Origin of the sequence: Campylobacter concisus, from assembly GCF_002912895.1 — a bacterium.
GTDB classification, from domain to species: Bacteria; Campylobacterota; Campylobacteria; order Campylobacterales; family Campylobacteraceae; genus Campylobacter_A; species Campylobacter_A concisus_G.
In genome coordinates, this window is sequence record NZ_POZX01000020.1 from 97,198 (window position 1) to 118,238 (window position 21,041).

The window sequence follows — 21,041 nt, forward strand, 5'->3', positions numbered from 1 at the left end:
AATTTATTTGATAACTTTGATGAACGAGTAGACATCGGCCACATCGTCAATGTGCTTAGCATACCAAATGGCGTGCTTTTCTTGTTCGATGCTATCTACCACACCGCTAAAAACAACGTCACAGCCAACGATGCTAACACGCACATTTGTGCCCTCAACTATACTATCTTTAAAAAGATTTTGCTTTAAGTTTGTAAGAATTTTTAGACTATCGCATGGATATTCTGGCTTTTTGATACGAAGATAGGTATAAATTTTTCGCACACCATCTGTACTTTTGGCTAGTTCTACTAGCTTATCTTCAAGCTCTTTACTATCAACAAGTCCGATCAGATAGGCATCTCCGTAAAAAACCTCTATCTCGATATCAATATTACTAAGACCTTTTGAAAATAAAATTTTGCTTTGCAATTTGCTTTGTATAAATTTATCTCTTGTGATCGAGTAAATACCACGTTTATCACGCGAAATAGAGTACGCATCATATACATTTAGCGGCGCAGTTGCTGGAGAAAGAACCGAGGAACAAGAGCAAAAAAATAGAGCCAAAAATGCAAAAACGCTAAATTTTAAAATCAGAAATCCTTTTGTAATTTCAAAAAAGTTTATATAAAATGGGCTAAAATTTATCTAAATCTGCTAAAATAACGCACACGGAGGATAAAGTAATCTGGTGATGCTCACGGGCTTCAAACCCGATGACTGGGCGGTTGACCGTCTGGTGGGGAGTTCGATTCTCTCATCCTCTCGCCACTCACTCTAAATTTTACCTTTATCAAGCAAATTTATAATCCCAAACAAAATGAAACTTAACACAACCAAAACAAGGCTTAAAACAAGTGCTTCATCGCTTTTGCCATCGTATACAGCATTATAAATGGCAAGCGAGATAGTGTCGGTTTTTCCTATTATATTTCCGCCAAGTATAAGTGTTATGCCAACCTCGCCAAGTCCGCGTGAGATAGCCAAAATAAAAGCCGCTGCTACGCTTTTTGCAACACATGGAAAAAGCACAAAAATAGCTGTTTGAAATTTGTCTTTTCCAAGGCTGTATGCTGCTTCACTTAGGCTCTTTGAAAGTGAGCCAAGAGCAGAAGCGACAGGCTTTACAAATAGCGGCAACGAAGCTATAAAAGCAGCTAACACAAGAGCCTTAAAACTAAAAATAATTTCTAAATTTAAAGCCTTGCCGATGATGCCATTTCTGCCAAGCAGGTAAAGCAGTAAAAATCCAGTCGCAATGGGCGGAAAGATGAGAGGAAAAGTTACGATCATCTCTAAAATGGCTCTAAATTTACCTTTATAAAAGGCCAAAAGATAGGCCAAAGCTAGCCCAAAAACGACGAGCAAAGCCCCTTGGCACAAAATGACCTTTATGCTTAAAATCAGAGGATCAAACACCCATGTGAGCTCTTGCAAATTTAGCCTTATCTTATGCCAAATTTAGTGTAAATTTCTTTTGATCTCTCGCTTTTTAGCTCATCCAGAAATTTAACGCAATCAGCCTTTTTATCGCATCCTTCAATCTTTGCAGCTACGATGTTTGCTGGAGCATAAAGGGTTTTGTCTATCAAGATAAAACTACTAAATTCGTCTTTGTGCGCATTTAGTTCGGTCTGGTTGATGAACCCAGCATCAACTTCACCGTTTAATATATATGTAACGACTTGTGGTACGCCAGCAACTGCTAAAATTTTATCCTTTAGCTCACCACTTAAATTTGCTTTTTGCATAAATTCATTTGCTCTTTTACCATAAACAGTCTTTGTTGCGTCTGGCATAGCGATCTTGGAAAGCGCTTTTAACTCTTCAACTTTTTCAATTTTCACACCTTTTTTAGTAGCTAGCACCAAAGCGCCTGAGCCTAAATTTACATACTCGGTGATCTTTAGATCAGACTTTTTCAAAAAGTCCTCATCGCCTACGATCACGTCAGTTTTGCCCTCTTTTGCCTGAGCCATGATAGCTGTGATGTTTGCAAAAGAAGTGTCGATATTTACGCCATCTTTTTTGAGATTTTGTGCGACTGCCTCAACTATCTTTTTATATCCGCCACCAGCACTTACTAACAAATTTTCATTGCCAAATGCAAAAATTGCAGCCATTAGAAGTAAAAATTTTTTCATATTTTTCCTTTAAAATTAAAATTTCACGATTTTATAAAATATACTCTTATATATTCTTAAAATATATTTTTATAACTTATTCGGCTTTTTGCCAAAATGGTATAATCTCAACAAAATAAAAGGATGGGCATGAACGAACTTGAGCTAAAGATGCAAGGCAAGATAGAGAGGCTAACAGATAAGACTTTTAGGCTAGATCCTAGGATTGGCGAGGGCTACTTCACGGCGAAATACTTTCTAAAAGTAAATGAGATAATTAAGCAAAATCTGCCAGATCAGCACGTGACGATGCAGTTTTTCCAAAGGCGTGATGATATCATGCTTTGCGGTATCGACGAGGCTTTAGCTATCATCAACAAATTTGCCAAAAACCCAAGCAAGCTTGAAATTTACGCACTTTATGATGGCGATATCATAAATGCAAACGAGCCAGTTTTAAAGATAAGCGGCAAGTATGAAAATTTCGGCTTTTTAGAAAACGTCATTGACGCGACACTTACTAGAAGAAGCTGCGTGGCGACAAACTCTAGAGACGTGATAAGAGCGGCAAATGGTAAGGACGTCTTTAGCATGGCAGACAGGCAAGATGACATCTGCACGCAGCCAGGCGACGGATATGCCTCATTTATCGGCGGTATAAAAAAAGTCGCCACAGACGCTCAGGGCGAGCTTACAGGACTAAAAGGTGGTGGCACCATGCCTCACGCACTTATTCAAATGTGTGGCGGAGATGTGGTGAAGGCTTGCCAAATTTACGCTAAAACCTTTGAAAACGAGCAGATTACGGCCTTGGTTGATTATAACAACGACGTGATCACCGACGCTTTAAAGGCTGCAAATGCCCTAAAAGAGAGGCTTGGCGCGGTTAGGGTTGATACTAGTAAAAATTTGATAGATAAGTATTTTGAGGACAAAGATACGAGTAAATTTGACCCACATGGCGTTTGCAAGGAGCTTATATTTGCCCTAAGAGAGGCACTTAATAAAGCTGGTTTTAGTCACGTTAAAATAGTCGTTAGCTCAGGCTTTAATCCGCAAAAAATGAGTGAATTTGAGAAATTTAACACTCCGGTTGATATTTACGGCGTGGGAAGCTATCTTGTTAAAAATGATATTTGTGGCTTTACAGGCGATCTAGTCGAGCTAAACGGCAAAAATGAGGCTAAATTTGGTAGAAAAAATTTCGCTTCAGATAGGATAAAAAGAGTGAAATTTTAAGAGAAAAGATGAAATTTATAAAAATTTTAATGTTTCTGTCACTTTTACTGACCGCTTGCAATGCCGCAAACTACGCTAATGCCTTTGAAAAGGTTGGCATCTTTGAAGACGGCATTTATCGTTTTAGCCAAAATGGTATCGGTGTCAAAAAAGACCTACTTGTAAAGGTGATCTCGGTGCAAAACGCAGAAATTCCTCATAAAAAGATCATCTCCATGCTAAATATCCCAAAAAAGTCTAAAATAAATGATTTTAAAACAAACGATACTGGCGTGATAGTCTGGCCATTTTACGAGTTTGAGGGCAAATTTATAACGACAATAATCGTTGAAAATATAAAAAAAGAAGATAGCGATCAAAAACTGCTTAAGATGCTAGAACTCAAACATCCATTTTACTCAACGATCCTAGCTCGAAGAAAAGGTGCTAAAGACGCCATAGACGTGAAATACGTGCTAAATTTCAAAGAGGCAAAGCTGGTAAAATCGTTTCAAAACCGCCCTTAAAACTTTATTTTAAATAAATTTCATTAAAATGGCGTAATCAAAAAAAGGATCATCTTTGCACAATCTAAAAACCATAAACGTCGCTCACTCGCCGGACGCTGACGATATTTTCATGTATGCCGCGGTCAAATTTGGCTGGGTTAGCAGTAAAAATTTAGCCTTCACATCAAAGGCGCTTGATATAGAAACACTAAACGAAGAGGCGCTAAAAGGCACTTATGAGGCCACAGCGATCAGCTTTGCGCTCTATCCAAAAATTTGCGATGAATTTGCGCTTTTACGCTGTGCGGTGAGCTTTGGCAAAGGATATGGCCCAAAGCTTATCAAGCTAAAAGATAAGCAGCTAAAGAGAAATTTCAAGGTCGCACTCTCAGGCAAAAACACAACAAACGCCCTACTCTTTCGCATAGCCTACCCAGAGGCAAGGATCGTTTATAAAAATTTCTTAGAGATCGAAAATGCCGTGCTTAGCGGCGAAGTCGATGCTGGCGTGCTAATACATGAAAGCATCTTAAACTTCTCAGACCAGCTCTGCGTGGAGCGTGAGATCTGGGACATCTGGAGCGAGCTAAATGGCGAAAATTTACCGCTTCCACTTGGTGGCATGGCGCTTAGACGAAGCCTACCGATAACCGACGCAATCGAGTGTGAGAGAGTGCTTAGTGAGGCTGTTAGAGTCGCCACTTCACACAAGCCATTTTTATCTCACATGCTAATGGAGCGAAACCTCATCAGAGTTGGCAAAGAGGAGCTTAAAACTTATCTAAATTTATACGCAAATGACGAGTCAATAAGCATGAACGAAACGCAACTAAAAGCACTAAATAAGCTATATCAAATAGGCTATGACAAAGGCTTTTTTGAAAAAGCTATCGACGTAAATGACTACCTAATCCCAACTGAATACAACGAAGCAAGGTTTAGCTGATGCAAAGTACGCTTGTCTCACTTGGAGTTGAAACCTTTAAGATCGCCCTTTACATCAGCCTTCCGATGCTGCTAAGCGGCCTAATCGCAGGTCTTATCATCTCCATTTTTCAAGCGACCACACAGATAAACGAAACCACGCTAAGCTTTGTGCCAAAAATTTTGCTAGTTGTCGTTGTCATCATATTTTTGATGCCTTGGATGATCTCGATGATGGTTGAATTTACCACTCGCATGCTTGATTTTATACCGGAATTTATCCAGTGACGAGGCTTGTTGATTTTTCTAAATTTACCTCGGTTAGGATAGGCGGTGTGCATGAAATTTTTGAGGTTGATAACCTTAAAGATCTAAGCTCGCCTCACTTTTTAGGCTCAGTGATGATAGGCGGGGGCAACAACCTTCTTATCTCGCCAAATCCCCCAAAAATGGCGATGCTCGGCAAGAGCTTTGACTATATAAATTTAGAACGCTTAGGCGATAAAATTTACCTTGAGATAGGTGCTGCGACGAAATCCGCCAAAATTTATAACTTCTCAAAACAAAACAACATCGCTGGACTTGAGTTTTTAAAAAATATCCCTGGCACTCTTGGCGGGCTCATAAAAATGAACGCTGGGCTACTTAAATTTAGCATAAGCGACAATCTCACACATGTGTGTCTGGCTCGTGGCTGGGTGGGCAAAGATGAGATAAACTTTAGCTACCGACATAGCGGCATAGATGAGACTATTTTGGGAGCTAAATTTAAGCTTCATAGCGGCTTTGACGCGAGCATATCTGAAGCTATAAGTGCCAAGAGGGCAAATCAGCCAAAAGGGGCTAGCTTTGGTAGCTGCTTCGTAAATCCAGAGGGGCACTTTGCAGGGGCGCTGCTAGAGGCAGTTGGACTAAAAGGATACGCTATTGGCGGAGCGAAATTTAGCGAAGAGCATGCGAATTTCTTGATAAATTTTAACCACGCAAGCTTTGAGGACGCCACTAGCCTTATAAATTTGGCAAAGGCTAGAGTTTTAGAGAAATTTGGCGTAGAGCTTAAGACCGAAGTTTGCATTTTGTAAGGATGATGATGAGTGAGTTTTTAATAGAAGTTTTTACCCTTTCAGTTTTGTTTATGATTATTGGTCTTTACGCTGTTTATAGGGCCAAAAAGGCGCAAAGCGAGCATGAGAAAAATGTGGCTGATTATGATAAAAATTTACTAAATTTTGCCAAAATTTTAGGTGTAAAAGATCGCATAGACCTAGTTAAATTTGATGAAATTTTAGTTCAAGCCTTAGAAGAAAAACTAATTTTTAAATTTAATAAATCTACTACTCAAGAGGAATTTATCTCTTTTATAAAAGATGAGAATTTCAAAACCAAACCTCAAATTTCACAAAATAATATCGACGAAGCCTTTCTTACACTTTGTGCTAGCTCTCTTGTGGAGCCGCTTAAGCTGGCGATACTAAAAAACGAAGATCAAATTTATGGATTTTTGTTTGAAAAAGAGCACCTTTTTGCTCTCATAGATAGCGCTGCGCTGCTTGGCGAAAATATTATAATTTGCGAGTAAATCAAGTAAAATTCATCTCTTTTTAGATAAAATCAAGCCAAATTTCAACTTATAAGGTAAAAAATGGCAAAAGAAAAAGATAGTGACAAAAAGATAGCTATCCCAGAGAGCGAAGCGGACAAGAAAAAGGCGCTTGAGCTTGCGCTAAAGCAGATCGATAAAGCTTTTGGCAAAGGCACGCTTTTAAGACTTGGTGATAAAGAGGTTGAGGCTATCGAGTCTATACCGACTGGCTCGCTAGGACTTGACCTAGCTCTTGGCATAGGCGGCGTTCCAAAAGGCAGGATCATCGAGATATATGGACCAGAAAGCTCAGGTAAAACCACTCTTACACTTCACATCATCGCTGAAGCGCAAAAAGCTGGCGGAATTTGTACGTTTGTCGATGCAGAACACGCACTAGACGTAAAATACGCTTCAAATTTAGGCGTAAATACTGACAATCTCTACGTCTCTCAGCCAGACTTTGGCGAGCAGGCACTTGAGATCGTTGAAACGCTTGCTAGAAGTGGCGCGGTCGATCTTATCGTAGTTGATAGCGTCGCTGCACTTACTCCAAAGAGCGAGATAGATGGTGACATGGGTGATCAACACGTGGGTCTTCAAGCCAGACTAATGAGTCAGGCGCTTAGAAAGCTAACTGGAATTTTAAGCAAGATGAAGACAACTGTTATCTTCATCAACCAAATTCGTATGAAGATCGGTATGATGGGATATGGCACGCCTGAGACTACAACTGGCGGCAATGCACTTAAATTTTACTCATCAGTAAGAATAGACGTAAGAAAGATAGCCACACTTAAACAAAACGACGAGCCTATCGGCAACCGCACAAAAGCAAAAGTTGTTAAAAACAAGGTCGCGCCTCCGTTTAAAGTGGCTGAATTTGACATCATGTTTGGCGAGGGTGTGAGCAAAGAGGGCGAGATCATCGACTATGGCGTAAAGCTCGACATTATCGACAAATCAGGCGCGTGGTTTAGCTACAAGGCCGAAAAACTAGGCCAAGGCAGAGAAAACGCCAAAGCCTACCTAAAAGAGCATCCAGAAATTTCTGACGAGATAGTAGCGGCTATAAAAGGCTCAATGGGCATAGATCACCTAATAAGTAGCGGTGCAAAAGACGAAGATGACGACACAAACGAAGCAGGAGATGAATAATGGTATTTATTGAAGATGTAGAAGCTCACGAGGTTTTAGACAGTAGAGGCAACCCAACAGTCCGCGCGACAGTTAGACTAAGTGATGGAACCGAGGCAAGCGCGATCGTACCAAGTGGTGCAAGCACCGGCAAGCGTGAGGCGCTCGAGCTTCGTGATAAAGACGAGAGATACGCTGGCAAAGGCGTACTAAAAGCCGTTTCAAATGTAAATGAAAAGATCGCAGAGGCGATCATCGGTCTTGATGCCTACAACCAAAAAGCAGTCGATGAAGAGATGCTTGAGCTTGATGGCACACACAACTACTCAAATTTAGGCGCAAACGCAGTTCTTGGCGTATCTATGGCAGTGGCTCGCGCAGCTGCAAAGAGCCTAAAAATCCAACTCTACCGCTACCTTGGCGGTGCAAACGCTAGTATCTTGCCAGTGCCGATGTTTAACATCATAAATGGCGGCGCACACGCAAATAACAGCGTTGATTTTCAAGAATTTATGATCATGCCATTTGGCTTTAGCACATTTAGTGAGGCACTAAGAGCTGCAACAGAAATTTATCACAAGCTAAAATCTATCCTAAACGCAGCTGGACACAGCACAGCTGTCGGTGACGAGGGCGGCTTTGCTCCAAATTTAAAAGACAATGAAGAGCCACTAAAGCTTATCTCACAGGCTGTAAAAGAGGCTGGATATGAGCTAGGCAGCCAAATCAAACTAGCTCTTGACGTTGCTTCAAGCGAGCTTTATAAAGACGGCAAATACGAGCTTGAGGGCAAGAAATTTAGTAGCGACGAGCTCATTAGCTACTACGAAAAACTTTGTGAAAAATATCCGATATTTTCTATCGAAGATGGCCTTAGCGAGGACGACTGGAGCGGCTGGGCTGAGCTTACAAAAAGGCTTGGTAGTAAGGTACAGCTAGTTGGCGACGATCTTTTTGTCACAAATGAGAAAATTTTGCGCGAAGGCATCGAGAAAAATATCGCAAATGCGATCCTAATTAAGCCAAATCAAATAGGCTCAGTCACTCAAACTATGCAAACCGTCCGCCTTGCTCAAAGAAACGGCTACCGCTGCATCATGAGTCACAGAAGCGGTGAGAGCGAAGATGCGTTTATCGCTGACTTTGCGGTTGCTCTAAACACTGGCGAGATAAAGACAGGTGCAACTTCAAGAAGCGAGCGTAATACAAAATATAACCGCTTACTTGAGATCGAGCTTGAGGCTGGAGAGTTTTTGGGGGATAATATTTGAGCGAAATTTTAGACGAATATGGCAACACTGATGGCATATTTCATAAAATTGTAAAATATATTAGACCAACATTACGATATGTCATAGCCACAATTTGCGTGGCTATGTTTGCCTTTTATGTGGGTAATATGATGTTTGGCAAACGCTCACTTGATGTTATGCTAAGCCTTCAGAGTAAAAAGGAGAGGCTTAGCGAGGACGTGGAAATTTTAAAAAAAATGAACGCGCGTCTACAAAAAGACTATTTTGAATTGCAAGGCCTTGAGCCAGACTCCAACAAAAAGTAGGAACGATGAAGAAAATTTGGTTAGTTTTATCTATTTTGACAGCAAGTTTATGTGCTAGAGAAAATCCATTTATGCCTATGAGCGAGCTAAATACAAGTGTTATGACAACAAATATCATTGAGAAATTTGATAGCTTTAATTCACTTTCATTTAAATTTCCAAGCGATGCAATGCTTTTGCTAGATGTTACTATAAGATACAGGGCAAATGACGGTAGTATAAAAGAAAAAAGACTAACCGATATAAATAAAACTATCGATCATGGTGATGAATTTACTCTAACAAAGATGAAAACTCCAGAGCCAGTTGCAGCCAAAAAGCTAGATGTTTCAGTAACGATGGCTGAGATACCTACTCAGAAATTAAGCACTCCTATAATAATAGAAAAAAATGAGACTAAAATTTTAAACAAAGATAGAAATAAAACTTCAGATATACCAGCCCCAAATGTCGTGGTTATCGATCTTGGAACAAAAAAGATAAAAGAAACTAGCACGAAGGCTGAGCAAAAAGTAGTCGAAGTAAAAATAGAGCCTAATGCAAAACCAGTTGAAAATACTAAAAATGAAAAAGTGGTTAAATTTTTAAACTTTATAAGCTTTTTAGCTAGTGAAAAAGAGCTAAAAATCGTCACAAAAGCTAAAAATTTAAAGCATTTTGCTTATGAGAAAAACAAGATTGTTCTTGATTTTGCAAAGCCTCCAAGAAGCTTTAAAACTAAGAGCTTAAAACTTGAAAATGAACATTTTAAAAATGTGATCATAGGTTGGCATGATAGATATTTCAGGGTGGTTTTGGAGCTTGATAAAATGCATAAATATAAGCTTGAAGCCATAGAAAATGGGTATGTACTTAAGCTTTTATAGTTTTTGAATTTCAAAAAAAGTAGGTTTCATAAAATTTCAAATATAATACTTTTCAAAATAAAAAATTTAAGGTTATTGTTTTGAAATATGCACTTGATTGCAAAGATAATTTTGAAAACTCATTTATATTTTGGCTCACTCGCTACGTCAAATTTAAACTTAGCTCGCTTTCAAACAAAGAGCTTCGAGATCCAAAGGCGCTTGCAAGTGTGAATTACGCTCTAAGCCGCGAGGTAAAGAACATTGATCAGCTTGATGGCTTGGTAAAAAGCGCAAGAAACGCAGGGCTTACTGGCATAAATACCTACTTTAACCCACTTAAAAAAATATATGAGACGATGAAATTTTATGAGCTTAGTAGCCTAAAGCAGATTGATGAAGAGCTGTTAAGTGAAATACTAGCTAGCACAACTGGTGGGTTAAGTGATGCTAGCAAGAAAAATTACCGCATCTCAGTGATAAATTTCTTTGCATTTTTAGACAAACAAAACGAAGAGGACGGCAAAGCTCATGTTTTTGATATAAATTTAAAAAACTGGGGTGGAGTTAGCGGCAACAAAGGGCAAAAGTTGCCCGAGTTTATGGGCGAGGATGAGGTTAAGAAATTTCTAGATGCGATTGAGCAGAGCGACTTTAAGCAAAACTCAAATCGCAATAAGCTCATAATAAAAACGATAATTTTTACTGGCATTCGTGTAAGTGAGGCCCTAAATTTAAAGAGGAAAGATATCACTGAAGATGGTGATCTTTTTATCATTAGAATTCGTGGCAAAGGTAATAAATACCGCATCGTTATGATAAAACGTCACCTCATAGAAGCTCATCTAAACGCGATCGCAATAAACTACATCAACAAAGAAGGTTATCTTTTTATAAACAAAAAAGGCACCAGGCTGACACAGGCGTACGTAAGCCGCATAGTGGAGCAAATCCTTTTTAAAGCTGGGATCAGAAAAGAGAAAAATGGCGCTCACATGCTGCGTCATACCTTTGCAACGATGCTTTATAAAAAGCAAAAAGACCTAGTCCTTGTGCAAGAAGCTCTAGGGCATGCAAGCTTAAATACCTCAAGAATTTACACACACTTTGATAGTGACAAGCTAAAACTTGCTGCAAAAGTGGCTGAGGATCTAGCTGGAGAGTAGATTTTGCTTCTTGTGTAAAAAGCCACAATAAACAAAAAGCTTTATGAGAAAACTTATACGTGATTTACAAATTTAGATAATTCCACCTAGTAGTGAGATTTGTTGGGATTTAAAAACGTCTTTCATATAAATACAATGAAAAAATGATGGCAAAATTTAAGAATAAATAGTAACTAAGAAATAAAAATTTAAAGCTTTAGTTTATATTTAAGATTAATAAAAACCTTTTAAAAATTTATATCCCAAACCAACAATAGCCATTTTTATAAATCAATCATCAGATTTAAGGGCTAGTAAAATTTTACCAGCCTGCTAAATATCAAAGTTTATTTGCTACTTTAAAGAGTCTTACGGCCTGTTCTGCTGTCATCTTTAAATTTCTAATCGCGACATCTTTTCTCATCGCTTCTTCAAGACTCACTGGCTCATTTAATATACAAAAATAGGCATCAATCCCATTTTTGTGGCAATCTTTGGCGCATTTTTGCACGCTTCCAGCAAATGCGATCACTGGCTTATGATACTTTTTTGCTAGTTTTGCAACCCCAGTTGGTGTCTTACCCATTGAGCTTTGAAAGTCCATACGGCCTTCGCCAGTGATGACTAGATCAGCCTTTTTGATCTCATCCTCAAGTGAGATGGTCTGCGTAATGATCTCAATACCTGGGCGAAGTTTCGCTCCTAAAAATGCCACGAATGCAAAACCAAGTCCGCCAGCTGCGCCAGCACCTTTTTGTGTGTGAAGTCTGCTATTAGTCTTTTCCTTTACAAGAGCTGCAAAGTGTTTTAGCCCATCATCAAGCTCTTTTACCATGCGGCCATTTGCACCCTTTTGAGGGGCATAAACATGGGCTGCTCCATTCATGCCATAAAGCGGATTGTCTACATCGCAGGCTATTAAAAACTCGCACTCCTTTAGCTCTTTTAGCACCTCTTCATCTGTAAACTCACAAATTTTGGCTAAATTCTCGCCTTTTCCTTCAAGCAAAGCACCATTTTTATCATAAAATTTAAAGCCAAGTGCACTAAGCATGCCTGTACCAGCGTCATTTGTCGCACTTCCGCCGATGCCAATGATAAATTTTCTGGCACCTTTAGCAATGGCATCTTTTATCATCTGACCAAAACCAAATGTGCTAGTCTTTAGTGGATTTCTCTCGTCTGGGTTTATGAGTGTAAGGCCAGAAGCACTTGACATTTCAAGTATTGCAAGGTCATCTTTTAGTGCATATCTAGCTAAAATTTCAATTCCAAGTGGATTTTTAACTATCGTATCTATAAATTTCGCACCAAGTGCATCAGCCATCGCCTCTACACTACCCTCGCCACCATCTGCGATAGGCTTGACAACGACCTCACAGCCAATCTCTTCTAGTCCTTCTTTTACAGCAAGGCCCGCCTCAAGTGAGCTAAGCGAGCCTTTTAATGAATCAATCGCAACTAAAATTCTCATAAAAGCACCAAAGATAATATGTAAACGCTAATTATACCAACGATGCCCATTATAAACGTCATAGCTGTTTGTGTGCGATATCCTTGTTCTGCGCTCATCTTGCTAAAATTTGTCACAACCCAGAAGTAGCTGTCGTTTGCGTGAGATACACACATCGCACCAGATGCTATCGCCATGACACAAAGAGCAGCTGAAATTTCACTTGTAAAGCCAAGTGTTTGCATGAGCGAGTTGTCGGCACTAAATGCACCCATGATAGATGCTGTCGTGATGATTGCCACAGTTGAGCTTCCTTGAGCGGTTTTTAGTACGGCTGAGATGATGAATGGGAAGAAAATTCCTATCGCTTTTATGGCGGTTGCATTTTCTTTTATGAAATTTACAAAGCCAGCCTCAGTGATGACATTGCCCAAAACACCGCCAGCTGCAGTGATAAAGAGTATCGGTCCAGCGATCTTTAAAGACTCGTTCGTGATGTGGTCAAATTCTCTTATCTTTCTGGCTTCTACTAATAAAAACACGCAAAAGATCACGCCAATAGCAAGAGCGATGATAGGGTTGCCTAAAAATAAAAGTACTTTTGGTAAAAAAGAAGCCTTATCAAGCATGCCTTGTTTTGCTAAAACATCGACAACAGAACCAATCGCCATAAAAATGATAGGCATGATGATAGGAGCAAGGCTCAAAAATCCGCTAGGTAGCGTGCCAAATTTCTTTAAAAGCTCTTCGTAACTAGCTGTGATAGTAGCGTCAGCATCTTTGTCGCTGATAGTCACGCTTTTGCCAACACTCTTTGAAAAGAAATAAACAGCTATTAAAACAGGCGCTGAAACGACTGTTCCCATAATGATAACAAGGAGTAAATTGCCGCCAAGACCAAGTGTTCCTGCAGCTGCTATTGGACCAGGGGTTGGCGGGATAAAGACGTGAGATGCGTATAGACCGCCACTAAGTGCGACTGACATCGCGACTGGGCTTGCTGAAATTTTCTTATAAAGTGCCTCGCGAATAGAGTTTAAAACGACAAAACCGCTATCGCAAAACACCGGAATGCCGACAACCCAGCCCATTATAAGCATGGCAAGTTCTGGACGTCTTTGTCCGACTAACTTTACAACCATGTCAGCTAGCTTTAAAGCAGCTCCTGTTTTTTCAAGCACAGTGCCGATGATAGTTCCAAAGATGATGACGATACCGATACTCTTAAAAGTGCCACTAAATCCGACACCTATCATCGCTGGGATCTTGGATAGATCGATACCTGCGACGATCGCAAGGATCAAAGATATACTCATAAGTGCTAAAAATGGATGCACTTTTAGCTTAGAGATCATAACGATCATAAGTATGATCGCGATAACAAAACATACGATCAAAGCAATTCCGCTCATGAAAAGCTCCTTTTGTTGTGAGATTATTGAAGACGATTTTAGCAAATTTTGCTTATATTTTTTCTAATATTTTAAGTTTTTTAATTAATTAATTTTTTTTGAGGTATTTGGGCAAATTTATGATTATTTGCCCAAATTTAGCCATTTATCAAGTATAAATTTTTAAGTTTATTTCAAGATAACAAAACCAAGTCCGATCTTATCAGTGTGTCTGTTGTAGTCTATCAAGCTCTCGCCGTATCCAGTAAAATACTGCAAATAGCCATAAACACCAGTTGAAAATATCGGAAACATATATGAAATCTCAGCCGCACCTTTATTTGTTTTATCAAAATGTAAGTTATTTCTTAGCATAAGGCTAAATATGTGATCATTGAGATTGTAGATAAGTCTTACATCGCCACGTCCGATATATTTTAGGATGTCTTTATTGTCGCCCTTGTCACCGATCACTACCCAAGCCCTTGGCGAGATATTAAGCTTGCCGTAAACAAAATCACTTTGAACATAGGCTCTATTCCAGCTTCTTGATTTTTTGCCATCTCGTCCATTTGACTCATGCAAAAGTCCAAATTTTAGGTTTTTTATACCTATTTGATCCAAATATTTTGGCGAAGCAAAATTTAGAAAAATTTCTGGCTGATAGTTTGTCTCACGAAACGGCGCAGATGTCCTTGTTATCTGCCACCAAGATGTCTGCGTGTAGGCTGCCACAAGGCTCTCTCCAAATCCAAACAGGTCATAAAATAACGGCTTTGCAAGGCTTATTTGAAACTTAGTTTCAACGCTCTTTCGCTCATCGTTTGGCACATTTTTGGCATAAGTTACTGGCAAAAGGTAGTTAAATTTATAAAGCTCGATACCAAGTGCATTTTGTAAATTTTTATCACTTTTATCTTCTCTTAAAAGATCGGCTTGCTTTAGCTTCGCCTCTCTTGGCGCTGGCTCGCTTGCTTGCAAATTTTGTATCGCGTTTTGCTCGTTTAAAGAGCTTTTGGCTAGCTCTTTATAAATTTGCATCGCAGCCTTTATGTCGCCGCTTTGCTCCAGCTCTTGTGCTCTTTTAAAATCTTCTAGCTCACTTGCCATCAAAAAACTAAGGCCAAGGCTTAAAAATAATAAAATTTTACTCATCATCTATCTTCTTTTCTTGGATTTTCTTTGCCATTTCGTATTCGTCAGGGAAATTAACATTAAAAAACTGCTCACTATCTTTAAAATTTATGACTTTGCATTTACAGCTTTTTCTCAAAAGTCCGATTTTATGCTCATTTTTTAAATAAAACTCATGAGCCAAAGTGGCAATCCCTGGGCTAAAAAAACCACAAAGCGAGTGAATGTGCTCATTATCACTAGCCACGACCATGTCAAATTCATCTTTAAATTTAACAAGCTCCTCTAAACTTTTAAGATCAAAAAATGGCATATCGGCTGGGATCACAAAAACACTATGATCAAAATTTTTAAGAATGGAGTAAAGTGCGAGCATTGGCGAATAGTTATTGCTATTTTCATCTTTTATAAGCTTTAGTGGCGGGCTAAATTTCTCAAATTTTGAGCTCACATAAACCTCTTCAAAAACTTTGCTAAATTTCGCAACCTCATAATGAGTAAGCGTCTTAAAACCACCAAATGGCAAAAGTGTCTTATCTTGCCCCATACGCGAGCTTTTGCCACCTGCTAAAATCACGCAAGTTTGCATCTTTTCCCCTAAGAAAGTTATGAGGCTAAATTTAGCTAAAAGCGGCTTTGATCTACCAAAAATATGTGATAAAAACTTATTTTTGTTTATGCTACTTGTAAAATTTTAAGCCTGCTTTACCCTTTTCATTGTTAAAAATTCCTCGTAGCGACGATCAATAATAGCTTTGATCAAGGCATAGTTTTCTTGTGAGTTTTCTATATAAAAATAGGCGTTATCAAAGTATTTTTCACCAAATTTTTTCGAAACAAAATCCGTATAATCCTGCAAATACCAACCATACATTTTGGCAAATTTTGTCCGATCGGTCGTATAGTAAGCTTTTGCAAAGGCTTTACCAACAGTATTTAGCTCCGCACTTCCAAGTACGCCGTCCATAGCGTCAAAAAGATACTGACGATAGTTAAAATTTTCATCCATCTGTGCTATATCGTCCGCAAAATCTGCTGCAAATTCCTTTGAATAAAATTTGTGTTCCATGCACCAGCGAAAGAAAAATGCAATGTGTGTCGCACCGTTTTCATGCGGTATATCAGTCGGCGCATCTTTCGCACCCCAATGCCATTTTGCTTTGTCATATACTATATCTGGCATTTTTATCCTTTTAAAATGCTCAATTTTACTAAAACCATCTTAATCGCAGTAAAAATCATGGCTACTTTATCCATTTGCTTGCTATGATTAAAAAAGACATAATGGCGCTTTTATTCAAGGAGAAGCAATGAGCGAAAAAAATCTACAAATTTTAGGCTGGATCGGCACATGCCTATCAGTTGTTATGTACTTTTCATACATCCCACAAATAATGGGCAACCTTGACGGCAACAAGACGCCTTTTATACAGCCACTGGCAGCCGCACTAAACTGCACAATCTGGACAAGTTACGGACTATTAAAAGCTAAAAAAGACTATCCACTTTCTGCCGCAAACTTTCCAGGCATAATCTTTGGTCTTTTGGCTACGATAACAGCGTTTTAATGCACCATTTAGTTGTTGTGGCGATTTTACAATAAAATATTATTTGCTTCGCCGCAACAACTAATTTATAGTGTTTGCGCTATTTTAGTCAATTTTTCTTTGATTATATTACCTTTTGAGCTTAGCGAAAAGATCATTTGCACTAGCTCCTCAGTTGTTGCCCCTATTCTTTTGTCATCACTACCTAAAGTTCTGAATTTGTTTAGGATAAGCGGACCGAATTCTTGATATGTGGACATAAAATCCTTATAGTCCTCTTGCAGTTCTGGTGCGTAAAAACTGATAAGCGAGTGTAATTTACCAATTTCAAATTTTGGATTTTCTATATTTAAATTTGGATTTATTAATAAAGCTACTTTGTAATGTATTCCCCCTAAAATATCCCCTACTATAATAAACGCTTCCTCTAGCTTTTGTTGCCTGAGTTTATTTTTCTCTTTTTTCGTGTTTAGATTAGCGTACACCCATTGCGCACACATTGTTAGGACTGCACCAAGTATAATTTTCAATAAGTCAGATATCAAACTATCCATATTATTTTTTATAAGTCCCTTGGATCAGCGATTTTACCTGCTATGGCTGAGGCTGCTACAACTGCTGAGTTGGCTAGATAAATTTCACTCGTTCTATCGCCCATACGGCCGACGAAATTTCTATTTGTTGTTGAAATACAGCGCTCATTTGCGCCTAAAATTCCCATATATCCGCCAAGACAAGCGCCACAAGTTGGATTGCTCACGACCGCTCCTGCTTCGATGAAAATGTCAATTAAGCCCTCTTTTTCGGCAGCCCTTGCGATCTTTTGTGTCGCTGGAGTGATGATAAGCCTTGTCTTGCGAGCTACTTTTTTGCCTTTTAAAATTTGTGCTGCGATACGCAGGTCGCTTAGACGGCCATTCGTACATGAACCGATAAATGCTTGATCAATGGCTAAATCGTCACGAACCGCTTGTCTTACGCTCTTGCCGTTGCTTGGCAAAAATGGATATGCGATAACTGGATCAAGGTTTGTAACATCGATCTCTAAAATTTTGTCGTATTTTGCACCCTCGTCTGAGTAGAAAAATTTTGGTTTATCGCGTAAATTTTTATCTTTTAAAAACTCTTTTGTGATCTCATCAACCGCGATGATACCGCTCTTTGCACCAGCTTCGATCGCCATGTTGCACATTGAAAATCTATCATCCATGCTAAGGCCCTCTATCACCTCACCGCTAAACTCAAGTGCCTTGTAAAGTGCACCATCAACGCCTATTTGGCGGATGATCTCAAGGATGAGATCCTTGCCATAAACGTGCTTATCAAGCTTGCCTTTAAATATGACTTTAATGCTCTCAGGCACTTTAAACCAGTTTTTGCCAGTGATCATCGCATAAGCTAGGTCGGTGCTGCCCATGCCAGTACTAAACGCTCCAAGAGCGCCGTGCGTACAGGTGTGGCTGTCTGCGCCGATGATGACGTCGCCTGGGATGACTAGCCCTTTTTCAGGCAAAAGCGCGTGCTCGATGCCCATGTCCTTCTCGTCGAAATAATTTTTCAAATCGTGCTTATACGCAAAATCGCGGCTGATTTTGGCTTGGTTGGCGCTTAGGATGTCTTTGGCGGGGATGTAGTGGTCCATCACGACGCTAAAGCCGTCAGGATTAGCGAGCTTCGTCGCGCCGCTTCGCTCAAACTGCTTGATAGAAATCGGAGTCGTGATGTCGTTGCCGATGACCATGTCGATGTCGCTTTCGATGATCTCGCCCGCAAAAACCTCGCGTCCTACGTGCTCGCTGAAAATCTTTTCGGTGATGGTTTGCTTTGAGTTTTGCATAAATTTCCTTTTTTGCGGATGCCGCGCGTTTTTAAAATTTAGCGATTTTAGCGAAAAATGGATAAAAAGAGATTGAGATTAAAATTTGAGCGTTTCAAATACGAATTTGGCTTGGATAAAATATCATAATACGTCGCGGGTTTAAAACAAAATTTGACGCTTTTGGGATACGGGTTCGGGCGAGTCGAATTTGAAGTCAAATTTGCAAATTTGATTAAATTTGACTTCAAAATTTGAGTGTAAGAAGCTAAGGTGAAGTATTTTTCGCTAGACAAGGCGGAATTTAAATTTTAAGCGTAGGCTAGACGAATGGTCTGCCGAGCTTAAAATTTAAATTTCAACGCCGTATAGCGAGAAAAGACGAGCCGCTTAATGTTAAAATTTAACGCTAGCAGTCAGCATAAACTGCCTCGCATACCCCGGCTGTATCGGTATGATATTAGCCTGCGTGCCGGTCGATGAGGACGTATAGTAGAGCTTGTCGGTCAAGTTTTTGACGTTAAACGAAAAATTCGTCTCGTAGCCCGCAATCTTGGTATCGTAGCTGATAAATGCGTCGTAAACGACCGCGTCGTCCATCTTAAAGCCCGTTCCAGCAGGCACGGCCGGTAAATTCGTCCTCATGTAGTAGGTGTACCATGAGCCAAAGTACCTCGCTCCGCCGCCGATCCTTAGGCCTTTTGCGCCTAAGTGGCTAAAGTCGTAGTTAGCAAAGAGGCTGGCTTGGTGCTTAGGCGTGGCTTCTAGCGGTTTGCCTACTAGCACGGCAAACGCTCCGCTATCCTTTCGCACCTCAGTCTTTGTGAATGCGTAGCTAGCGCCCACGCTTAGTCCCTGCGTCACGCGGCCGTTAAAGTCAAACTCAAATCCTCTAGAGCGCGCCTCGCCCACTGGCGTACTCACGCCACTTACGGTACGCATGATGTTTTTCTTATTGATATTAAAAACCGCCGCACTAGCCGTTATGCTATCGTTTTGGAATTTAGATCCAAACTCAATACTTTTGCCCTCTTCAGGCTTTATATCGCCGATATCGCCTTTCATAGCCATTTGCGGATTGAAACTTTGTGCGTAGTTGGTATAGACCGACCACTGAGGCGTTAGTAGATATAAAAGCCCAGTTTGCCACGCAAATTTGCCATCTTGTTGATCTGTGCTATTTGGTCCACTAGTTGTGCCGCGAGCTACTTGGTCGTAGTATTCATACCTAGTTCCTAAAGAGTAGATTAAATTTTCAGTTAAATTTATGCTATCTTGTGCGTAAAATCCGATCGTTTTTAGCTTTTGGTACTGGATGCTTGACTCCCTGGCAGTTGGTAGTCCAACTCTTCCATAGATAGGATGATATATGTTTATGCTTAAGTGGTTACCCATATCTTTTAGACCACCTGGCCTATAACGATAGTATTCCTTTGCGTCGATACCAAAGAGCAAGTTATGCTCTATCTCACCGGTTTTAACGTAGCCGTTTAAATTTAGTGATCCAACATGTGTGCGGTGGATAAATCCGTCGTAGTATTCATTTCGTCTAGTTGCCATGCCATTGTTTAAATCTACCTTCATTAGCCTGATGTGGCCGTACTCGTGCTTTGAGCGAGAAAATGCATAAGCACCCTTTAGTAGCCAGTTTTCGCCGAGATTTTTCTCAAAATTTACATCTAGCGTGTCAAGCTTTGTTTTTAGCTTATTAAATGGCTCGTCAAGGCGTCTTTTCTTATCTATGGGTAGTAGTTTTCCAGTACTTGGAATGAGATACATGCCTCGGTCGATCGGATCGGTCGAGCGTGTGTGCGCATAGGCCAAATTTATGCGGTAGTCATCGCCTTTATACGAAAGTGAGGGAGCAAAGAGAATATTTTTATATTCACCGAATTCTCTCCAGTAGTCTTTTTGCATCGTATCAAATATAAATCTATACGCAAATCCGCTCTCTGCAATAGGTCCTGTGGTATCAAAGCCTGTATTCCAGTAGTTGCGGTTGCCGATACCTGCCCAAATTTCGTTTGAGAAGTCGTATTTTGGCTTTTTAGTGACCATATTTATGATACCGCCTGGCTCTTGCGCGCCGTAGAGCAAGCTTGCTGGGCCCTTTAACACCTCGACGCTTTTTACAGTTGCATTAAAGTTGTGCGTCACACCAGCTGATACACCATTACGCATTATAGAGCCGTCACGTCCGCCACCAAAGCCACGCTTTAAGCCGCATCAAAATTTCCTGAAGTTGTATTCGCATAGCTAACACCACTTACATTTTGAAGCGATTCCATTAAATTTTATGGCTTTTTATCCTTTAGCTGTTGTTGCGTTACGACGTTTACCGTCTGTGGTATCTCAAGAATTGGCGTATTTGTCTTGCCCACCTCACTAGTTGTGGCTCTGTAACCATCATCTGCGCTATCTTCAATGCTTAATTCCATCCAAGCTTACATCAGTAGCATTTAAAGCAGAAATAGCAAAACAAAGCACCGCACTAATGCGAAATTTATTCATTTTTTATCCCTTAAAAAATTTTTAATATTATAAAAATAGTTATCATTATATAAAAATATATTTTAAATTTTTATGGAAAAAATTTACGAAAAATTTATATTTTAATAACATTACAAATAAAATATTTGTAAAAATTAAACATGGATCAGAAAACAGATTTTTGCCA

At 39.7% G+C, this 21,041-nt stretch carries 23 protein-coding genes, 1 tRNA gene and 1 pseudogene; 13 read left to right on the top strand and 12 right to left on the bottom strand.

What is annotated here, in order from left to right; genetic code table 11:
• Positions 1-3: 3 nt before the first annotated feature.
• Positions 4-579: a BON domain-containing protein gene (locus CYP51_RS02060; protein ID WP_103624176.1), complete on the bottom strand. Its 576-nt coding sequence runs from the start codon at positions 577-579 to the stop codon at positions 4-6.
• 76 nt (positions 580-655) lie between these two features.
• Here CYP51_RS02060 and CYP51_RS09755 point away from each other — a divergent pair.
• Positions 656-753 (top strand) — tRNA-Sec (locus CYP51_RS09755).
• Positions 754-759: 6 nt separating this feature from the next.
• Here the strand turns inward: CYP51_RS09755 and CYP51_RS02065 are convergent.
• Together CYP51_RS02065 and modA are read right to left on the bottom strand one after the other, a co-directional pair.
• Positions 760-1,419 (bottom strand): molybdate ABC transporter permease subunit, encoded by a 660-nt coding sequence (locus CYP51_RS02065; RefSeq protein WP_103624177.1) that lies wholly within the window; start codon positions 1,417-1,419, stop codon positions 760-762.
• An 8-nt stretch (positions 1,420-1,427) separates the two neighbouring features.
• The gene (gene modA, locus CYP51_RS02070; protein ID WP_103624178.1) at positions 1,428-2,126 is read right to left on the bottom strand and encodes a molybdate ABC transporter substrate-binding protein; all 699 of its coding nucleotides are present in this window, start codon (positions 2,124-2,126) and stop codon (positions 1,428-1,430) included.
• 129 nt (positions 2,127-2,255) lie between these two features.
• On the opposite strand from modA, the gene CYP51_RS02075 reads away from it, so the two are divergent.
• The 11 genes from CYP51_RS02075 to CYP51_RS02125 all read left to right on the top strand — a co-directional run bounded on the left by CYP51_RS02075 (position 2,256) and on the right by CYP51_RS02125 (position 11,044).
• On the top strand, positions 2,256-3,344 hold the full coding sequence (locus CYP51_RS02075) for a nicotinate phosphoribosyltransferase (RefSeq protein WP_103624179.1): 1,089 nt from the start codon (positions 2,256-2,258) through the stop codon (positions 3,342-3,344).
• A gap of 8 nt (positions 3,345-3,352) precedes the next feature.
• Complete coding sequence (locus CYP51_RS02080) at positions 3,353-3,850, top strand: chemotaxis protein (protein WP_103624180.1); 498 nt, start codon at positions 3,353-3,355, stop codon at positions 3,848-3,850.
• A gap of 112 nt (positions 3,851-3,962) precedes the next feature.
• Entirely contained in the window at positions 3,963-4,778 is an 816-nt protein-coding gene (locus CYP51_RS02085) for a menaquinone biosynthesis family protein (protein WP_440588227.1), read from the top strand.
• The gene (gene fliQ / locus CYP51_RS02090) at positions 4,775-5,044 is read left to right on the top strand and encodes a flagellar biosynthesis protein FliQ (protein WP_223154231.1); all 270 of its coding nucleotides are present in this window, start codon (positions 4,775-4,777) and stop codon (positions 5,042-5,044) included. Before CYP51_RS02085 ends, fliQ begins: the two co-directional genes overlap by 4 nt.
• Positions 5,041-5,838 carry a UDP-N-acetylmuramate dehydrogenase gene (locus tag CYP51_RS02095; protein ID WP_103624182.1) on the top strand — a complete coding sequence of 266 codons (798 nt, stop codon included), beginning with the start codon at positions 5,041-5,043 and terminating at the stop codon, positions 5,836-5,838. Before fliQ ends, CYP51_RS02095 begins: the two co-directional genes overlap by 4 nt.
• Before the next feature lie 8 nt (positions 5,839-5,846).
• Positions 5,847-6,335, top strand: coding sequence for an addiction module antitoxin (locus CYP51_RS02100; RefSeq protein WP_103624183.1), 489 nt, complete (start codon positions 5,847-5,849; stop codon positions 6,333-6,335).
• Positions 6,336-6,398: 63 nt separating this feature from the next.
• Positions 6,399-7,496, top strand: coding sequence for a recombinase RecA (recA, locus tag CYP51_RS02105; RefSeq protein ID WP_103624184.1), 1,098 nt, complete (start codon positions 6,399-6,401; stop codon positions 7,494-7,496).
• The gene (gene eno, locus CYP51_RS02110; protein WP_103624185.1) at positions 7,496-8,746 is read left to right on the top strand and encodes a phosphopyruvate hydratase; all 1,251 of its coding nucleotides are present in this window, start codon (positions 7,496-7,498) and stop codon (positions 8,744-8,746) included. The genes recA and eno overlap by 1 nt, the downstream gene beginning before the upstream one ends.
• A gap of 104 nt (positions 8,747-8,850) precedes the next feature.
• Positions 8,851-9,033, top strand: a complete 183-nt coding sequence (locus tag CYP51_RS10175) for a hypothetical protein (protein ID WP_178140078.1) — start codon at positions 8,851-8,853, stop codon at positions 9,031-9,033.
• A 5-nt stretch (positions 9,034-9,038) separates the two neighbouring features.
• Complete coding sequence (locus tag CYP51_RS02120; RefSeq protein WP_103624187.1) at positions 9,039-9,899, top strand: AMIN domain-containing protein; 861 nt, start codon at positions 9,039-9,041, stop codon at positions 9,897-9,899.
• A gap of 80 nt (positions 9,900-9,979) precedes the next feature.
• Positions 9,980-11,044, top strand: coding sequence for a tyrosine-type recombinase/integrase (locus CYP51_RS02125; protein WP_103624188.1), 1,065 nt, complete (start codon positions 9,980-9,982; stop codon positions 11,042-11,044).
• Between the two features lie 319 nt (positions 11,045-11,363).
• Here the strand turns inward: CYP51_RS02125 and CYP51_RS02130 are convergent, their stop codons facing one another.
• The 5 genes from CYP51_RS02130 to CYP51_RS02150 form a co-directional block, all read right to left on the bottom strand.
• Positions 11,364-12,497: a glycerate kinase family protein gene (locus CYP51_RS02130; RefSeq protein ID WP_103624189.1), complete on the bottom strand. Its 1,134-nt coding sequence runs from the start codon at positions 12,495-12,497 to the stop codon at positions 11,364-11,366.
• Positions 12,494-13,888 carry a GntP family permease gene (locus CYP51_RS02135; protein ID WP_103624190.1) on the bottom strand — a complete coding sequence of 465 codons (1,395 nt, stop codon included), beginning with the start codon at positions 13,886-13,888 and terminating at the stop codon, positions 12,494-12,496. Before CYP51_RS02135 ends, CYP51_RS02130 begins: the two co-directional genes overlap by 4 nt.
• 168 nt (positions 13,889-14,056) lie before the next feature.
• Positions 14,057-15,025 carry a phospholipase A gene (locus CYP51_RS02140; protein ID WP_258032767.1) on the bottom strand — a complete coding sequence of 323 codons (969 nt, stop codon included), beginning with the start codon at positions 15,023-15,025 and terminating at the stop codon, positions 14,057-14,059.
• Positions 15,015-15,590, bottom strand: a complete 576-nt coding sequence (locus CYP51_RS02145) for a molybdenum cofactor guanylyltransferase (RefSeq protein ID WP_103624191.1) — start codon at positions 15,588-15,590, stop codon at positions 15,015-15,017. Before CYP51_RS02145 ends, CYP51_RS02140 begins: the two co-directional genes overlap by 11 nt.
• Positions 15,591-15,695: 105 nt before the next feature.
• Entirely contained in the window at positions 15,696-16,184 is a 489-nt protein-coding gene (locus CYP51_RS02150) for a DUF7832 domain-containing protein (protein WP_103624192.1), read from the bottom strand.
• Positions 16,185-16,311: 127 nt separating this feature from the next.
• Here CYP51_RS02150 and CYP51_RS02155 point away from each other — a divergent pair, with 127 nt between their 5' ends.
• On the top strand, positions 16,312-16,569 hold the full coding sequence (locus tag CYP51_RS02155; RefSeq protein ID WP_021091682.1) for a SemiSWEET family transporter: 258 nt from the start codon (positions 16,312-16,314) through the stop codon (positions 16,567-16,569).
• Positions 16,570-16,634: 65 nt separating this feature from the next.
• On the opposite strand, the gene CYP51_RS02160 is transcribed toward CYP51_RS02155, so the two are convergent.
• The 4 genes and pseudogenes from CYP51_RS02160 to CYP51_RS09985 form a co-directional block, all read right to left on the bottom strand.
• Positions 16,635-17,102 carry a hypothetical protein gene (locus tag CYP51_RS02160; RefSeq protein ID WP_103624193.1) on the bottom strand — a complete coding sequence of 156 codons (468 nt, stop codon included), beginning with the start codon at positions 17,100-17,102 and terminating at the stop codon, positions 16,635-16,637.
• An 8-nt stretch (positions 17,103-17,110) separates the two neighbouring features.
• Positions 17,111-18,385, bottom strand: coding sequence for a 3-isopropylmalate dehydratase large subunit (gene leuC, locus CYP51_RS02165; protein WP_103624194.1), 1,275 nt, complete (start codon positions 18,383-18,385; stop codon positions 17,111-17,113).
• A gap of 375 nt (positions 18,386-18,760) precedes the next feature.
• Positions 18,761-20,566 (bottom strand): annotated as a pseudogene (locus CYP51_RS02170) (TonB-dependent siderophore receptor); the annotation flags it as partial.
• Positions 20,567-20,658: 92 nt separating this feature from the next.
• A complete protein-coding gene (locus tag CYP51_RS09985; protein ID WP_258032768.1) occupies positions 20,659-20,802 on the bottom strand; it encodes a hypothetical protein in 144 nt (47 codons plus the stop codon).
• Positions 20,803-21,041 lie beyond the last annotated feature (239 nt).

Bases quoted from the DNA above. Each gene is read 5' to 3' on its own strand.
- CYP51_RS09985 (WP_258032768.1), bottom strand. From the start codon at position 20,802: ATGGAATTAAGCATTGAAGATAGCGCAGATGATGGTTACAGAGCCACA.
- CYP51_RS02080 (WP_103624180.1), top strand. From the start codon at position 3,353: ATGAAATTTATAAAAATTTTAATGTTTCTGTCACTTTTACTGACCGCT.
- CYP51_RS02130 (WP_103624189.1), bottom strand. From the start codon at position 12,497: ATGAGAATTTTAGTTGCGATTGATTCATTAAAAGGCTCGCTTAGCTCA.
- CYP51_RS02155 (WP_021091682.1), top strand. From the start codon at position 16,312: ATGAGCGAAAAAAATCTACAAATTTTAGGCTGGATCGGCACATGCCTA.
- CYP51_RS02100 (WP_103624183.1), top strand. From the start codon at position 5,847: ATGAGTGAGTTTTTAATAGAAGTTTTTACCCTTTCAGTTTTGTTTATG.
- CYP51_RS02150 (WP_103624192.1), bottom strand. From the start codon at position 16,184: ATGCCAGATATAGTATATGACAAAGCAAAATGGCATTGGGGTGCGAAA.
- CYP51_RS02135 (WP_103624190.1), bottom strand. From the start codon at position 13,888: ATGAGCGGAATTGCTTTGATCGTATGTTTTGTTATCGCGATCATACTT.
- CYP51_RS10175 (WP_178140078.1), top strand. From the start codon at position 8,851: ATGTTTGCCTTTTATGTGGGTAATATGATGTTTGGCAAACGCTCACTT.
- eno (WP_103624185.1), top strand. From the start codon at position 7,496: ATGGTATTTATTGAAGATGTAGAAGCTCACGAGGTTTTAGACAGTAGA.
- CYP51_RS02085 (WP_440588227.1), top strand. From the start codon at position 3,963: ATGTATGCCGCGGTCAAATTTGGCTGGGTTAGCAGTAAAAATTTAGCC.
- CYP51_RS02075 (WP_103624179.1), top strand. From the start codon at position 2,256: ATGAACGAACTTGAGCTAAAGATGCAAGGCAAGATAGAGAGGCTAACA.
- CYP51_RS02160 (WP_103624193.1), bottom strand. From the start codon at position 17,102: ATGGATAGTTTGATATCTGACTTATTGAAAATTATACTTGGTGCAGTC.
- leuC (WP_103624194.1), bottom strand. From the start codon at position 18,385: ATGCAAAACTCAAAGCAAACCATCACCGAAAAGATTTTCAGCGAGCAC.
- CYP51_RS02145 (WP_103624191.1), bottom strand. From the start codon at position 15,590: ATGCAAACTTGCGTGATTTTAGCAGGTGGCAAAAGCTCGCGTATGGGG.
- CYP51_RS02140 (WP_258032767.1), bottom strand. From the start codon at position 15,025: ATGATGAGTAAAATTTTATTATTTTTAAGCCTTGGCCTTAGTTTTTTG.
- recA (WP_103624184.1), top strand. From the start codon at position 6,399: ATGGCAAAAGAAAAAGATAGTGACAAAAAGATAGCTATCCCAGAGAGC.
- CYP51_RS02120 (WP_103624187.1), top strand. From the start codon at position 9,039: ATGAAGAAAATTTGGTTAGTTTTATCTATTTTGACAGCAAGTTTATGT.
- modA (WP_103624178.1), bottom strand. From the start codon at position 2,126: ATGAAAAAATTTTTACTTCTAATGGCTGCAATTTTTGCATTTGGCAAT.